At 40.7% G+C, this 16,655-nt stretch carries 14 protein-coding genes; 3 read left to right on the top strand and 11 right to left on the bottom strand.

Features of this window, described 5'->3' with window-relative positions; translation table 11 throughout:
- Window positions 1-13 precede the first annotated feature (13 nt).
- Window positions 14-2,248 (bottom strand): ABC transporter permease subunit, encoded by a 2,235-nt coding sequence (locus tag H5183_RS14510; RefSeq protein WP_145238213.1) that lies wholly within the window; start codon window positions 2,246-2,248, stop codon window positions 14-16.
- Window positions 2,249-2,607: 359 nt separating this feature from the next.
- Here H5183_RS14510 and H5183_RS14505 point away from each other — a divergent pair, with 359 nt between their 5' ends.
- From H5183_RS14505 to H5183_RS14495, 3 genes are all read left to right on the top strand, one after another.
- Window positions 2,608-3,114 carry a glycine cleavage system protein R gene (locus H5183_RS14505; RefSeq protein WP_145238210.1) on the top strand — a complete coding sequence of 169 codons (507 nt, stop codon included), beginning with the start codon at window positions 2,608-2,610 and terminating at the stop codon, window positions 3,112-3,114.
- Between the two features lie 120 nt (window positions 3,115-3,234).
- Window positions 3,235-5,322 carry a polyphosphate kinase 1 gene (gene ppk1 / locus H5183_RS14500; protein ID WP_145238207.1) on the top strand — a complete coding sequence of 696 codons (2,088 nt, stop codon included), beginning with the start codon at window positions 3,235-3,237 and terminating at the stop codon, window positions 5,320-5,322.
- Entirely contained in the window at window positions 5,315-6,802 is a 1,488-nt protein-coding gene (locus H5183_RS14495) for an exopolyphosphatase (protein WP_145238204.1), read from the top strand. Before ppk1 ends, H5183_RS14495 begins: the two co-directional genes overlap by 8 nt.
- A 54-nt stretch (window positions 6,803-6,856) precedes the next feature.
- On the opposite strand, the gene H5183_RS14490 is transcribed toward H5183_RS14495, so the two are convergent.
- The 10 genes from H5183_RS14490 to H5183_RS14445 all read right to left on the bottom strand — a co-directional run bounded on the left by H5183_RS14490 (window position 6,857) and on the right by H5183_RS14445 (window position 16,589).
- On the bottom strand, window positions 6,857-7,312 hold the full coding sequence (locus tag H5183_RS14490) for a hypothetical protein (protein WP_145238201.1): 456 nt from the start codon (window positions 7,310-7,312) through the stop codon (window positions 6,857-6,859).
- A gap of 218 nt (window positions 7,313-7,530) precedes the next feature.
- Window positions 7,531-7,749 (bottom strand): hypothetical protein, encoded by a 219-nt coding sequence (locus H5183_RS14485; protein WP_145238198.1) that lies wholly within the window; start codon window positions 7,747-7,749, stop codon window positions 7,531-7,533.
- Window positions 7,750-8,015: 266 nt separating this feature from the next.
- Window positions 8,016-8,474 carry a hypothetical protein gene (locus tag H5183_RS14480; RefSeq protein ID WP_182732010.1) on the bottom strand — a complete coding sequence of 153 codons (459 nt, stop codon included), beginning with the start codon at window positions 8,472-8,474 and terminating at the stop codon, window positions 8,016-8,018.
- A complete protein-coding gene (locus tag H5183_RS14475; protein WP_182732009.1) occupies window positions 8,471-8,926 on the bottom strand; it encodes a hypothetical protein in 456 nt (151 codons plus the stop codon). The genes H5183_RS14480 and H5183_RS14475 overlap by 4 nt, the downstream gene beginning before the upstream one ends.
- A gap of 59 nt (window positions 8,927-8,985) precedes the next feature.
- The gene (locus H5183_RS14470; protein WP_182732008.1) at window positions 8,986-9,435 is read right to left on the bottom strand and encodes a hypothetical protein; all 450 of its coding nucleotides are present in this window, start codon (window positions 9,433-9,435) and stop codon (window positions 8,986-8,988) included.
- Window positions 9,436-9,587: 152 nt separating this feature from the next.
- Window positions 9,588-9,815, bottom strand: a complete 228-nt coding sequence (locus H5183_RS14465; RefSeq protein WP_182732007.1) for a hypothetical protein — start codon at window positions 9,813-9,815, stop codon at window positions 9,588-9,590.
- Window positions 9,816-9,942: 127 nt separating this feature from the next.
- Complete coding sequence (locus H5183_RS14460; RefSeq protein WP_182732006.1) at window positions 9,943-13,065, bottom strand: efflux RND transporter permease subunit; 3,123 nt, start codon at window positions 13,063-13,065, stop codon at window positions 9,943-9,945.
- An 8-nt stretch (window positions 13,066-13,073) separates the two neighbouring features.
- On the bottom strand, window positions 13,074-14,819 hold the full coding sequence (locus H5183_RS14455; protein WP_182732005.1) for an efflux RND transporter periplasmic adaptor subunit: 1,746 nt from the start codon (window positions 14,817-14,819) through the stop codon (window positions 13,074-13,076).
- The gene (locus H5183_RS14450; protein ID WP_182732004.1) at window positions 14,809-16,134 is read right to left on the bottom strand and encodes a TolC family protein; all 1,326 of its coding nucleotides are present in this window, start codon (window positions 16,132-16,134) and stop codon (window positions 14,809-14,811) included. The genes H5183_RS14455 and H5183_RS14450 overlap by 11 nt, the downstream gene beginning before the upstream one ends.
- Before the next feature lie 86 nt (window positions 16,135-16,220).
- Complete coding sequence (locus H5183_RS14445) at window positions 16,221-16,589, bottom strand: hypothetical protein (RefSeq protein WP_182719192.1); 369 nt, start codon at window positions 16,587-16,589, stop codon at window positions 16,221-16,223.
- Window positions 16,590-16,655 lie beyond the last annotated feature (66 nt).

Raw genomic sequence — 16,655 nt, 5'->3', positions numbered from 1 at the left:
TCGTGTCTCCCACTTACATCGAGCTGTATTTATCACGCAACTGCTGACGCACAAACTCAGCAATTGTGTTGAAAATAAAGGTGAATATGAACAATACAAAAGCGGCTAAGAATAAGATCCGATAGTGTGAACTTCCCACTTCCGATTCTGGCATTTCTACTGCAATATTCGCGGCCAAAGTACGCATACCTTGGAAAATACTCCAATCCATTATTGGCGTATTACCCGTTGCCATTAGTACAATCATCGTTTCACCTACGGCGCGGCCTAAGCCCATCATGACCGCAGAGAAAATACCAGGGCTGGCGGTTAATAACACCACACTAACCAAGGTTTGCCATTGTGTTGCGCCTAGCGCCAATGAACCGTTTGATAAATGCTTAGGCACACTAAATACAGCATCTTCTGCGATAGAGAAAATAGTCGGAATAACCGCAAAACCCATCGCAATACCGACTACCAGTGAATTACGTTGATCGAAAGTCAGACCCAATTCGTTAGTCAAATACTGGCGAACATTACCGTCAAACATCCACAACTCAACCACCCCGCTCATCGCAAAGGCTAACCAACCAATCAGTAACAATACTGGTATTAGTAAGATTGAGTGAGCCCCTTCAGGAACACGGTGACGAAAGCTTTCTGGTAATTTAGTCCACGCAAATGCGGTCGCTAAAATCCCCAGCGGCAGCATAAATAACAGGCCAACAATCGCAGGTAAATGCTCTTCTATCAACGGCGCAAGCCATAAGCCTGCTAAAAAACCTAAAATTACGGTTGGTAATGCTTCCATTATTTCAACCGTTGGTTTGACTACTTTACGCAATGGACCTGACATAAAATAAGCGGTATAAATTGCTGCAGAGAGCGCAATCGGCACTGCGAATAGCATCGCATATAAAGCAGCTTTTATAGTACCAAATGAAATTGGCACTAAAGAAAACTTAGCTTCAAAGTCATCACCGGCAGACGTTGATTGCCAAATATAACCCGGCTCTGGATAACCCTCATACCACACTTCTTGCCACAAGGCTGACCAAGTCACCTCAGGGTGTTCATTGTGAATTTCAACCACGGTTAATTTGTCATCAGCTAGAATAAGTGCCGCATTTGAGCGTGGTGCAATAGCAAAGTTTTCAATCGGACCTTCACTGATTTTACCTTGCCATAGTTTTGCTTCACTGGTGGTGTAATACACGCCTAACTCACCATTAGAACTGGTGGTAAAGAACGTACGGCGATAAAACTCAGTGAATATATCTAGCTTAGGCTGCTTTGAGGTTTCAAACGCGCGTATTTTTTGATATTCACGGCCATCGTCAGTATTAATTTCAAACCACTGCGAAACTTCACCATTGTCATTCGCTAGCATCAGCGAGTTAGCTCCGGCTAATAATTGCGCCGAAACCAAGTTGGCATTTTCTTCATTCGCCGCAAGCATTTGGATCAGCTCAACCTCGCTTGGATTGCGAGTATCGTAAACATAAATTTGATTTGCTGAGCGAACAAAAGTACGGGTGGTATCTGGCGACATTAGGAGTTGGTCTACGCGCCCTTCAACATCAAGTTCAGTGCGTTCTACAACCCATTCAACTTCACCGCTGAACATGTTTTCTTCAGCAACAAAGCTGCTAAAAATCACACGTTTGTCAGCCGTTTGTGCCACAACAGCGGTTTTATCTTCATAATGACTAAATGCAAATTGTTTAATGGCAGCACCATTGTCGTCAACCTGCAATGTTTTTTCACCAAGTGGATAACCCAAACGTGGGGTTAATTTACGTTCGTTATTAGGAAAGGTAACTAAGAATTTAGGTGACACTATCATCACCGAACCATTTTCTAGTCCGTATGCGTAATGCCCTTGAAATGGCGCGCTGGTTGCAAAACTACTCACTTCGCTGTCAAGTGGCACAACTAAGCTAGCAAGCTTTTTACCAAAGCCCTTTTTCTCAACACTGTAATAATCAACCTTACCTTGTTTGCTCAGTAAAAAAGCAATTTCTGTTTGCTCTTCAACACCTAAGCCAACAATTTGTTCAGCATCGCTAAGCGCAAAACTATCGCGCGTTTCTACCTTCGCTGATTCAAAAATAGGTTGCACAACATACAATAAATAGAAGAATATCAATAGCAAAGCTATTAATACCATAATACCGCCAGCGGTAATGCTAAATTTGGCAAACCGATCTTTAAATAGACGGCTTCTATCCGTATTAAAAGACGGTTTATTCGGATTGGAAGTCATCAAAACACCTATAAATCTTAACGTTGGATAGATTATATTTCACCAAGATGACAGTATTGTTACAAACGTCATAATTGCTAAGACTTTGTTGTGGTATTCATCATAAAAAAACAAACAATGTTTATATTCAATAACTTGAAAAACTTTCAACTTAGTGCTTTATTATTGATAAACAAAAGTTTAGATAATTCAGACTGTAAACTCACACTATTTTACTGTTTTTAAATTGAACTATTGGCAAAAAAATTGGACAAATTTGGGGACTGAGTCAATACTCAATCCGGTTCTTTTTAATATAACAATAATTTCATGCCTGGGCATTTATTATTTAATTACGGCACTCTTTAGGAATTATCTATATGAAGCAATTGGTTATAACTATTTTGGGACAAGATCGTCCAGGACTTGTAGAAGACATCTCATCTGCAATTTTAAATCATAATGGTAACTGGTTAACCAGTAACTTAAGCCATTTAGCCGGTCACTTTGCTGGCATCATTGAAGTAGCTGTGCCAGCAGAGCATCTGCAAGAATTACAAGACGCATTGCATGGCTTACCACAATTAGAAGTACGGATTGAAACAGGCGCGCATGAACTACCAGACACACCTGCTGAACAGCTTAATTTTGTGATAACTGGTAATGACCGACCAGGTATTATTCAAGAACTTGCAGGAGTATTGCGTCACAAAGGGGCTAATATCACTCACTTAAACTCTAAGCAGCAAAGCGCACCAAACTGGGGACTACCAATTTTCAGCGCCGTAGCAACTGTTGCCTTGCCTTCAGGCATGAATAAAGACGAAGTTGTTGCTGCACTCGAAGCAATTACATCCGACTTAATTGTTGATATTGAAGACGCTTAAGCCACAGCTAAAATTCATCTCTTATAGCTAGATAAACATGTCACAAAAGTGACATGTTTGTCATTTTTATGTCATCTAATTACTTTATATTTTGTTCAGTTGCTATCCAAGGAATAGAATATGAACGCCTGCGCTGATGCGTCTCAAACGATTAATTATTTTGCCCCAGAGTTAAGTTGGCTGTCTTTTAACGATCGCGTTTTACAAGAAGCTAAAGATAAAAATAACCCAATTATTGAACGTATTCGTTTTTTGGGGATCTTCTCAAACAATTTAGATGAATTTTTCAGAGTCCGTGTTGCCGATGTAAAACGACGTATTCTATTAAATAAACTACCAGATACTAATTTTGATGAAGATGAAATTTTACTGACCCAAATTCAGCAAAAGGTTTTGCAGCTTGGTAAAAAATTTAACGTTATTCATCAGCAAATTCTCGATGATTTAAATACCCACAACATTCATGTTGACCGTCCCGAGCAGCTTAGTGAATTTCATATTAACTGGCTAAAAATATTTTTTCATGACAATGTATTACAGCATATATCGCCTATAATGCTAGATGAAAATAAAGACTTCTCAGATCATATTAACGATACAATGACGTACTTGTTTGTCGAAATGTTTAACGACAAAAGTCATTATGCGATGTTAGAAGTCCCTACCGATCGCGTACCACGCTTTGTAATTTTACCACCCGAAAAAACCCGTCGTCATAAAACCATTGTGATGTTAGATGACATTATTTTGTTTTTTTTAAGTGACGTATTTAGCAGTTTTTTTAGCTTTACTGAGATCCAAGGCTACGCAATCAAGCTGACCCGTGATGCAGAATACAACCTAGATGACGAACTAGAAGAAGGCATTTTAGATAAGATGTCTAAGGGCCTAAAACAGCGTATTTATGCCGAGCCGGTGCGCTTAGTATACGACCAAGCGATGCCCGAGCCAATGCTCAAAGTAATGAAAAAACGCTTAGGTGTTACTCATCACGATGCGTTGATCCCCGGTGGTCGCTATCGTAACTTTAGAGACTTTATTGGTTTTCCCAATGTTGGTCGGCAATATTTAGAAAACAAATCATTACCGGCTTTGCAAAGCACAGCATTTAATAATCATGCCAGTGTGTTTGCTGCAATTAGTCAGCAAGATATTCTACTTTATTATCCATATCATACATTTAATCATCTACTGGAATATGTTCGCCAAGCAGCATTTGACCCTCGAGTAACACAAATTAAAGTAAACATTTATCGTGTTGCGAGTAAATCTCGATTAATTTCATCACTGATCAACGCGGCAAAAAATGGCAAAAAAGTCACCGTTATGGTGGAGCTAAAAGCACGCTTTGATGAACAAAATAATATTGAGTGGGCAAAAGTACTCAGTGGCGCAGGTATTAAAGTTATTTTTGGTATACCAGCTCTTAAAGTACACAGTAAGTTATGTATTATTCATCGTCGTGAAAAAGGTCAAATAGTAAAGTACGCGCACATTGGCACTGGTAATTTTCACGAAAAAACCGCCAAAATTTATACAGACTTTAGTTTATTTACTAAACATCAAGGTATTTGTGACGAAAGTGATAGCGTATTTAAGTTTATTGAAAGCAGTTATAAACCGTTTATGTTCGAACATTTGATGATTTCGCCAGTGAACGCTCGACAGCTGTTGCTTGGTTTAATTCACCAAGAAATAACCCATGTTGAAAATGGCCACACCGGTAAAATAACATTAAAAATAAATAACTTAGTAGATAAAGAACTGGTTGATTGTTTGTACTTGGCCGCTCGTAGCGGTGTTAAAATTCGCATTATTGTCCGTGGTATGTGTTCCTTAGTGCCAGGACTCAATAATTTTAGCGACAACATTCGGGTAATTAGTATCGTCGATCGCTTTTTAGAGCACCCGCGAGTTATGATCTTTGGTAATAATGGGGATGAAAAAGTCTATATTTCATCTGCAGATTGGATGACACGTAATCTTGATCATCGAGTTGAAGTTGGCGTGCCTATTTATGATGAAAAACTAAAACAACTCATTGTTGACGTACTTGAACTGCAATTTAAAGATCGTACCAAAGCGAGAATCATTGATAGCGAACAGAAAAATCATTATGTTAGACGCGGTAATCGTAAAAAAATACGTTCGCAAATAGCTATTTATGATCACTTAAAAAAATGGGAAGGCAATTACAATAATGAATGATTATCCCTCAATAGCTGCGGTTGACTTAGGCTCAAACAGCTTTCATTTAGTGGTCGCAAGAGAAGTGGATGGCTCTTTGCAAATTCTCCACAAAGAAAAACAACGCGTTTACTTAGCCGATGGCTTAGATGAAAAAAACCAATTAAGTCAAATGGCTATCGATAGAGCATTAACGATATTAAAGCAGTTTGCTACTACGCTACAAGACTTCCCTGCGAGCAATGTAAAAATTGCTGCAACTTATACATTACGAAGAGCTAAAAATATTAATTCATTTTTAACTCAGGCAAATAGAGTTTTTCCTTATCATATTGATGTGATCTCAGGTCAAGAAGAAGCCCGCTTAATCTATCAAGGTGTTGCTCATTATGTTCATCACGATGAAAACCGTTTAGTTATTGATATTGGCGGCGGTAGTACCGAGCTAATTATTGGCAAGCATTTTAAACATAAGCTGCTCTCTAGCCGTAATATGGGCTGCGTAAGCTATACCAAGCAATTTTTTGCCGATGGTATTATTAACGATAAGCGCTTTAGCAAAGCACAAATAAAAGCAGAGCAAGAACTTGAGGTTATTTTTGCCAATTACGTCAGCGCAGGCTGGCAATCGGTAGTGGGGACGTCAGGCACCATTAAATCAATATTAGCCATGATCAACGCTAATGACCCTGAACAAAAAAATATCACACAGGAGCGATTGCTCGAACTTAAAACTCAGTTTATAGCCGCTAAAACTATCGATAACTTACTTATTGAAGGTTTAAGCCCGGAGCGTCAAGTAAGTATTTGCGGTGGCTTAGCTATTTTACTCGCGATTTTTCAGCTGTTTAATATTACCGAAATGGATTACAGCGACTTTTCACTACGTGAAGGTTTACTGCATGAAATGCAGCAAAAGTTAGCGCTTAAAGATATACGCACCAATACCATAGCTAATTTAAGCGAAAGAAACACAATAGATAAAGTACATGCACAACGTGTTGCAAATACTGCCGATTGGTTATTCCTACAAGTACAAAAAGAATGGCAGCTCGACTCATTAGATAATCATCAATTATTAGTGTGGGCAGCGCAATTACACGAAGTGGGTTTAGGTATTAACTCATCAGGCTTACACAAACATAGTGCTTATGTTGTTGAAAATAGTCAGCTGCCAGGATTTACTCAACAACAGCAAACATTATTAAGCTGTATGATACGGTTTTACCGTAAAAAAATTCGTTTAGAAGAATTTCCAACTTTACTCTCGGTGCCCCACTTTCAAATATTACAATTAATTGTATTACTCAGACTAGCTATATTATTAAATCAAAAACGCCTTAACGATCAACATCAAGAGTTAGCAGTGTCAGTAAAAGGCAATAGTATGCTATTGCAGTTCCCAGCTGATTGGCTCAATGAACAAACCTTGCTTCATGCTGATTTACAACAAGAGCAAAAATATTTGAAGAAAGTAGGCTTTTTAATCGACTTTGTGTGATTTACAGACATGGCTGAATTTGGATAGCATGCGCTATCCAAATTAGATCTTCTATTACATATCCATATGACGATTAGCACTTTGCATCATTTGCTTTAATCCTTGATGTTCAAGCTCCAGCAATTGAGATAGTTTCTCTTTACCTGTTGGCGTTTCTGCACGACTAAGTAAGTATTGATAAAGATTGATCACCTTTTGATGCTGATCTGATATATAACCTTGCATGGCTTGCTCATCAACACGCGTATCACGGTTTAAATCTGTAAAATTAATCAGTTCAGAGTTTTCAGCAAAGTACTCGTAACAATAAGTATCTAAGGTATTGATCTCCGTGATGGCTTTAAAACCAACTAAATCCTCAGCCAACTTTTTTTCGTACTTAACAAAATAGTCTGCCAGCATTTGGTTATGCTCTGCTAAATCGTCTCTGAGACTAAAAAAATTTGCCGCCATTTGGGTATGAAATAGTACAGTCCAGTCGTACACTTCTTGTATTGTTTTAACTTGCATGTGCGTTCCTTAATTAACCCTAGTAACCATACTCCTGCGTAAAACGTGCCAATAAAAAGTTAAATTAAAACAGAGAGATATTGAAAGTAAATCACCCAAACTCGTATAAGTTACAAGTCATAGGGTAATTTTTATAGGGTGAAACTCTAGGACAGGCTAAAAGCTAATGCTTTAGGGGCGTTTAGGCTATATTTTTATTTTGGATAAATTCGCACTTTTCATTTTAACCCATTCACAAAAACAATACCTATATCATTAGCGCTCTTACGATCAATCAAGCCTTTGCTACCATTAAAATCAACAAAAAAGTAGAATTCACCATCATGACCTGAAAATAACTTACGAATGAAGCTATTTTCCAAATGGAGAAGGCGCCCAGTAAATGAGAGTTTGCCACTTACCTCCTCATCACCAAGCAGAACTAAAATAAATGACAACTTATAATCCTTTGCAAATTCATAGAGGTAAGAATTTCTTAGCTCGAAAGTAGCAAGCTGTTCACCTTTAAATTCATAATCAAACGGTTCGAAACAGTGATTAAATAAATTGTAAAATCATAAAAAAAATAAAGAAGATAAAACAACAAAACCTACGATAATATAAGCCTTCATAAATACTCCATACCATGCATAAAAATACAAATCGACTTTCGTGATTAAACAATATCCTTCGGCTCTTTTATATCGCAAGTTGAAATCCACAACTAGACTAACAATGCTTTTTCATCAAAGCCTTGCTCATGCAACTTGGCAACTAGCTGTTCAAGCACGTCATCTTTTTGAGGCGCTACAGGCGCCGTTAATAGTAAAGCAGTAACATTGCCAAAACCAGGGTGCTCAAAATCAGGATTATCAAGGCCATGTTGTGCTCTTAGCGTTAACAGCATAAGTGCAGCATAAGGTGTAAATTGCCAATTCATATTGTCAAACTCAAAAAACATCTTACTCGGTGGTGATGCTACCTGAGCGACTTGATCGTCACATAACTGATTAAGATAAGTGGTGATTTTTGTTAAGTCAGTACTATCCCAGTTCTCTAAAATAGCTTGGTAAGCAAAGTCATCTACGATCGGTTTTAACGTATTGCTCCCCTTGACCCTATCAAACAACAAGATAATAAAATCACCAATATGACTTTTCGATCTATTAACCCAATGCTTCATGTAACCAGCTTATAAAAGTGGCTGGCATAATCATTGTTATATAATATTACAGCGACGCTGAGGTGGAATACGCTAGTAGGCGAAACTAAACCGACAGGCTCGCGAGAAAAACGAAGTAAAAAACGTTTTTTCCGAGAATACGTTATTATGTTTCCATAATAGCCATACTGTAAAAAAAACGCTAATTTATCAAAATCTAACTTACGCTTCTCTACAAAACTAGCTTGCGCATCCATTTCGTAATAATTACACGGAATTGACAATTCTGAATCTAACATCTCCCAATCAGAGATTGGTAATATTTCATTTTTTAAAGTACCGCGTTGAGTATGCCCATATTGAATAAAAAAATATAATTCTTCAATATTATTCAAATAAATATCTTTATATTTTCTTGGATTATTAATTGCCTGATTACGTTTTCGTAAAAACTTTTCTAAATTCTTATTCACTCTACAGTCGTCCTTAATTAACCTCGTAGCTCCCGCAATAACACGTTTAAATTGCTACGTTATTGATCCAAAGGGTTAAACTCTTGCAGCAATGTAAAATCAGCGTCATCTGTATAGGTTGAGTGACTAAATAATAGTTTACGTAACTTAATTTGCAGCTCTCGTTGTTCACCTTGATCGTTGTTGAACTCTGTGTCATTCGCCTTTAAATGCACTACGCCATTAGCTAATTCGTTCACTTCTAACCAAGGCACACCGTTTAAAACAGACTTTTCAAGATTAACCGCTTTAAAAAATGCATCCCCTAGCCACATTTGCGCGGCTACCCCTTCTATATAACCGTGTTTAAATCGCCAATGACCTGGGTTTACTCGGGTATCAATAATTGTTTCATCTAATGGCGGTGGCAGCCCATTGCTTATTTTAGGTAAATGCTCATGAGGCCAACCGCTTAACTCATAACCCCATACTGAATCATCATTTTGTTTCGCGTCATAATCTTGGTCCATCAAACGCGCCATTAAAAAATTAGGATGATTTAACAATGGCTCCCACCAAATGTCTCGAGCTTGAATTAAATTATCAAACCCCGTTATGATTAATTGATCTATGTGCCAATCTGAAAGGTGTCCAAAATTGATATAATGCGTTGCTTGTATATTTATATCTGGCTCAGGATGTGTAATTGAAAAATATCAGATTTTTTTATATCTTTTGCTTTGCTCTTAATAAAGTTTTCAACTTTTATGGTTGTGCCTTTGTTAATATTAACTAACTTAGTTAACTGCTCATGCTGAATTAAGCCGTTACTAAAATCAGCCAACTCCCAAAGCGCTAACGCTTTGGGAAAGCTATGGGGCAAAAAGTTGATATTTAAATATAAACTCATTTACCTGTGTACTCCTTAATGACTCTATTGACCTACAAAAATTGTGAGGTAGTCGCAGTACCTGTTTTACGAGATTCTGCGACTATGGTCAAACAAAGTTTGATGGACTCTGTATTTTTAATTCAACTTACGAATTTAGGCCCCGCTTTCGCCATAACAAATACACTGCGGGTAATACGAGCAAGGTTAATACAATCGCACTAAACATACCGCCGACCATCGGCGCGGCGATGCGGCTCATTACTTCACTGCCGGTGCCTGTGCCGTAAAGTACAGGGAGCAAACCGATTATAATAGTGGCGACTGTCATCATCACTGGGCGTACTCGCAGGCCTGCGCCTTCGACTATGGCTTGTTTAAGCTCCGCAAAACTAAGCGTTGTACCTGCTAGCTTGGCTTGAGCACACTTTTCTTGGTAGGCTTGATTTAAGTACACCAGCATAATCACGCCAATTTCCACCGCGACCCCAGCAAGGGCAATAAAGCCCACCCCCACGGCGACTGAGAAGTTAAAGCCCTCTAAGTACATTAACCAGATGCCTCCGATCATCGCCAGCGGTAAGGTTGCTATTATAATTGCCACTTCTACAAAGCTTCTAAAGTTGAGGTATAACAACACAATTATAATCGCTAAGGTCAGTGGTAATACATAGGCGAGCTTTTCTTTCGCACGTTCCATGTATTCATATTGCCCTGCCCAGGTTATTGAATAACCTGCTGGTAGCACTAGCTTTTCGTCAAGCACTTTGCGCGCATTGTCGACATAACTACCAATATCAATGCCATCAATATCAATAAAGCTCCAGCCGTTTAAGCGGGCATTTTCGCTTTTTATGCCCGGCGGACCATCTTCAATAAATACGTCAGCCACATCGGCAAGAGCAATGCGTTGCCCTGCAGGGGTGACTATTGGCAATAGCATCAGTTCTTCGGGCGAATCCCGGTAGTCTTGCGGATAACGTAAGTTTACCGGGTAACGCTCTTGCCCTTCGACCGTTTCGGTTACATTCATGCCGCCAATTGCGGTGGCAACCACTTGCTGCACATCGGCAATATTTAAGCTGTAACGGGCGGCTTTTTCACGGTTGATATCGACCTTGATATAACGCCCACCCGCTACTCGCTCAGAGTAAACGGAAGCCGTGCCGGGTACATCTTTAAGTAACACTTCAATCTGCTGGCCAATTTTTTGAATCTCGCTCAAATTTGGTCCCGCAACTTTAATGCCCACAGGGGTTTTAATCCCAGTTGCCAGCATATCAATACGAGTTTTGATCGGCATCACCCATGCATTAGTCAGGCCTGGAAACTTCACTAAGCCGTCGAGTTCTTTTTTCAACTTGTCTAAGGTCATGCCTTCGCGCCACTGATCTTTTGGCTTGAGCTGAATAAAGGTTTCAATCATGGTCAGTGGCGCAGGATCGGTTGCTGTTTCTGCCCGGCCGACTTTACCAAACACGGTTAACACCTCTGGCACTGTGGCGATGAGCTTATCGGTTTGTTGTAAAATCTCGCGCGCTTTCCCAATCGATAAACCAGGATAAGTCGTCGGCATATACATTAAATCGCCTTCATCCAGCGGCGGAATAAACTCACTGCCAATTTTATTGACCGGATAAAAGCCAATAACAGCGACCACCACAGCCAGTACTAAAGTCATTTTAGGGAACCGCAAAACCGTGTTCAGCAGCGGCTTGTAAGCATTCACTAGCAAGCGGTTTACTGGGTTGTTTTGCTCAGAAATAACTTTGCCGCGTATAAAGTAACCCATTAATACCGGTACTAAAGTGATTGCCAAGCCCGCAGATGCGGCCATGGCATAGGTTTTAGTGTACGCTAACGGAGCAAACATCCGGCCTTCTTGGGCTTCTAAAATAAACACTGGCATAAAGCTCACGGTAATAATCATTAAGCTAAAAAACAGCGCTGGACCGACTTCAATGGCAGCATCGGTGACAACTTGCCAGCGGTTTTCATCGGTTAGTGGCGTTTTTTCCATGTGTTTATGCATGTTTTCGATCATTACAATCGCGCCGTCGGTCATCGCGCCAATGGCGATAGCAATACCACCGAGCGACATTATATTGGCGTTTATGCCTTGCCAATACATGATGATAAATGCCGTTAATATTCCCAGCGGTAAAGTGATAATTGCCACCAAGGACGAGCGTACATGGAACAAAAATACGATGCAGATAAGCGCCACTACCACTAGCTCTTCAAATAGTTTGCTGGTGAGGTTATCCACTGCATTTTTGATCAGATTAGAGCGGTCATACACAGGCACAATTTCTACCCCATCAGGTAAGCCTTTCTTGAGTGATTCAAGTTTTGCTTTCACAAGCTCTATGGTTTTTTGTGCGTTTTCGCCATAGCGCATAACTACTACGCCACCAGCTACTTCGCCCTCGCCGTTTAGCTCAGCAATACCACGGCGCATTTGTGGCCCAAGGCGAATATCGGCTACATCGCGTAATTGCAGCGGTGTGCCGTTGGCATTCACCCCAAGTGGAATTGCCTCTAAATCAGCGACGCTTTTTATATAACCGGTGCTGGTTACCATGTATTCGGCTTCGGCCATTTCCACCACCGAAGCGCCCATTTCTTGGTTACCTTGCTTAATTGCGGTTTGAATTAAACTCAGTGGTATACCATAAGCACGCAGTTTATCTGGCTCTACATTGACTTGATATTGCTTCACCATACCGCCCACTGAGGCCACTTCTGACACCCCTGGTACGGTTTGCAATTCAAACTTTAAAAACCAATCTTGCAAGCTGCGTAACTGGCTAATGTCGTGCTGATTGGTTTTATCCACCAGCGCGTATAAATAAATCCAACCTACACCGGTGGCATCTGGGCCCAGCTCTGCGGTTGCGCTGTCGGGCAAGCGGCTTGCTACTTGACTTAAATACTCTTGCACTCGACTTCTAGCCCAGTAAAGATCGGTGTTTTCATCAAAGATGACATATACGTAGGAATCACCAAAAAATGAAAAACCACGTACTGTTTGCGCCCCGGGTACTGAGAGCATCGCGGTGGTAAGTGGGAAAGTAACCTGATCTTGCACCACCTGTGGCGCTTGCCCTGGGTATGAGGTTTTTACAATCACCTGCACATCGGATAAATCAGGTAAGGCATCAACTGGGGTATTTTTTACCGCAAATAAACCACTGCCAATGAGTATTGCTGTTAGCAATAATACAAAAAAGCGATTGGTAACGGACCAACGAATAACTGCTGCTATCATAAAGCCTCCTAATGTCCGTTATGCGATGACATGGCGCTATTGTCACTAGTTCGCATGCTTGATTCAGTATCGATACGCTGGATCACGAACTCACCATCTTGCACACTAAAAGTAAATGTCAGCTGTTGCTTCGGCTCAAGGCTACTTAAATCAATATGTTCAGCAAACATAAAGTCCATAGTGGCCGGATCTCGGTGCCATTTCTCAATTGCACCACGGCTAATATTGGCAGTGCGCTGGGCTTTATCAATGCTGTTGATAGTACCTGTTACGGTCGCCATATTTTGTGCTTCGCTCATCATATGGGTGGAATCCATAATATGAATGCCACTAATCATGTAACTGCTATCGGCTTTTTTAGTCAACTCAAAATGCAGTGTTTGCCCAGCTTGTAGCGCTTGAAAATCAACGCTATCGGCAACCGTAAAGTCCATTTTCATACTAGGCCAATCGAGCTCTTCAATTGGGTCATGGCTGATATTCACCATACGGTGACCTGCCATTACACTATTAACGACTCCTTTGCCCCACACGCTAGTGGTAGCTTCTGGTGTTTGCATGCGCTTAAAATCAGAGCTTTTGCTGGATTCTGAATCTAACAAGAATTGCGCTGACGTCACCACTTCATCATCGGCTTTAACGCCCGCTAAAATAACGGCGTTATGGCTATCACTGCGGCCCAGTTCGACGGCCACCGATTTAAAGCGTCCTTCGCCTAAAGCGATAACAACACGGTCTTGGGAACCGGTGCGGATCACCGCTTCTTTAGGTACTATAAGTTGTTGCTCAGCAGCTTTAGCATGGATGCTTACTTGCGCAAACATATTCGGTTTTAGTTGGTGATCTTGATTATTAAAGCGTAAACGCACCCGCAAAGTACGGTTTTTGGCATCCAATGTTGGGTAAATATAATCGACCTTACCGCGCCAGCTTTGTCCGGCAATATAATCTAGAGTCATAGTCACCGGTAAACCGACTTCAATAAGCTGCGCTTGCCGCTCGAATACTTCGGCTTCTACCCAAACTTCATCAAGTTGAGCAATACTCATCATTGAGGTGCCTGGCTTGACATAAAAACCTTCGCGCACATTAAGTTCATCAACCACACCACTTTGGCGAGCATAGAAGGTAATATTTTGCATCACCTTTTTATTAACTTGTAGGCGATCGACAAAACCATCCGACACATTCAATGCTTTTAAGCGCGCTTTGGCTGCACGAATAAGCACGGTGTTATTACGATCAACAGCCAGTACAAATTCTTCTTGAGCATTTACCAGTTGCGGAGAGTATAAGGTATACAGCGGTTCCCCTTGTTTTACCTGATCGCCAGCGGCTTTAACGTACAGCGTTTCTATCCAGCCTTCTACACGCGGGTGAATATGCACTAACTGATCTTGATTGTATTGTACGTAGCCCACCGTTTTTACTTCACTTTGCAGTGCCTTGAGCTGTACTTTAGCCGTTCTAACCCCTAAATTATTAACAACAGCAGGGGAAATTGTCACTGCACCGGGACCATCTTGATTGTTGTCAGCTACTTCACTATACACAGGTACTAAGTCCATCCCCATTGGTGAAAGCCCTGGTGCATCACGGCGATAATTACTATCCATAGGCGCAACCCAATATAATGGTTTTTTCTCTGCGCTGATCACCTCGGGTTCTGTACTACTACCAAAAAAATACAAGCCACTAGCAGATATTCCTGCACCTATAAGTACTGCGATAAGCAATTTTAAATTAGTGTTCACGGTGCTCTCCTGCTAATTGCTCAACCATCACAGCAGCATCTTTGCTACTAGCGTAATAATTCAGGCGAGCAATAATAATTTGTTGATCAATCTCTATATTTAACGCATCAATTTTGGCATTCAGTTCGCTGATACGGGCGCGCATTACTTCTGAAAAGTCACCATCATCACGGGTATAAGCATTTAATGTAGCTTGTGCTTGCTCTGCCATTTGTGGCAATAATTTAGTTTGATAAAGTGCATCACGCTTTGCTAATTGGGGCAACTGACTAAACTCTTTAAAATACATCCCTTGTAGCTTTTGTAATGCAATTAGTTTTTGAGTTTTCACCGCCTCAGCCATAGCTATCGCCGCATTAACTTGTTGGTCTTGGCGGTTATCAGTAAATAGTGGTAAATCAACACTCACACCAACTGAAAACAGATCCGCTCGGGAATCCCCCATTGGCGTATCATCGCGATAACCATAGCCCATATTTACCCCAAACTGCGGTTTATAGCCTTGTTTTGCCACCTCAACTTCTGTTTGTTTAGCCGCTACTGTTTTATCAAGCGCGACAATCGCTGGATGCGCCATTAATAATGGCATCAACTGTGCAAATTCAAGCTGCGCAAAATCAACTAAAGGCGCTATATCATGACGTTTTGCGCTGACAGGCTGAGTTAACATGTTGATTGGTAACCATTGCGATAAACGCTTTTTCGCGCTTTCGAACTGCTGCTCTAACATCACTAATTTATCTTCAAGGCGGGTTAACTCTAGCTGCGCTCGAATAATATCTTGTTGGCGGGTGTTACCTACTGAGCTGGCATAACTCGATTCAGTAATATCAATAAGTTGCGAGAACAATGCTTTATCTTGCTCAATTAACGCAATACTTTGCTGGGCACGATATGCATTGAGCCAAGATTCAATAACAATGGTTTTTACTTGAGCGAGTCTGTCGGCTCGTAGCCAAGGATATTGCTGCGCTGACTGCGCTAACGCATGCTGCTTAAGCGCTAAGCTATCGCCACGGCTAAACATTTGGCTCACGCCAACTTTTAATTGGGTCATGCCTTCTTGGTCAAAAGCAAAACCGTCGGTGGGTAAATTCATTAAGCCCACCGTTAATACTGGATCCGGCAGTGTGCCTGCCGCTAAACTTTGTGCTTGTATAGCAGCTTGTTGATATTTGCTGGCGGTTAGCCATGGCTCATTATCAAGTGCATAGCTGAGCGCTTCATCAAGGCTTAATTCATTACTGTGTGCTGGAATTGCAGTTGTTAGCATAAGCGCTAAAAAACTGACTTTAAATACTGCGAAGTGATTCATCACTTACTCCACTAAAATTAAAAGACAACTAAATTTAGGGGCAGAAAAGGTGATTTAGGTAAATTTTAGACGCACCTATCCTGCAATTAAGCAGGCATAGGAGGGCGATACAGTGAACTGGCTATACGATGTTGATTTTGCGGGATATAAAGTTGTACTTTTTCAGACGTCGTCAGTATAACGGTAACTAACACACTCATGTTTAACATTGAGTGAGTACTGCAGGCGCTCATTGGACAACCACACTCTTGATTAGCGGTTGCGTCATCGTCACAACAATCCATGTTCATCATACCCGCAGACATGTCGTGATGCATATCACTACTATCAGCCATAGTTGCTTGCGGTTGACTCATGTGTGGCATATCACAACTCATAGTTACAGACGCAACCGCTTGACCCACTAAAGTGAGCAATAAAACGACTGTGAATAAACTAATATAAATGCGTTGCAAAAAAGTGCCTTTTATAAATTAGGTTCTAGGTTCTAGGTTCTAGGTTCTAGGTTCTAGGTTCTAGGT

This window comes from Pseudoalteromonas sp. SR44-8, from assembly GCF_014163635.1.
Taxonomy (GTDB): domain Bacteria; phylum Pseudomonadota; class Gammaproteobacteria; order Enterobacterales; family Alteromonadaceae; genus Pseudoalteromonas; species Pseudoalteromonas rhizosphaerae.
Note: the sequence above shows the minus strand (reverse complement) of the source record. Positions and strands in the feature narration are given on the sequence as shown.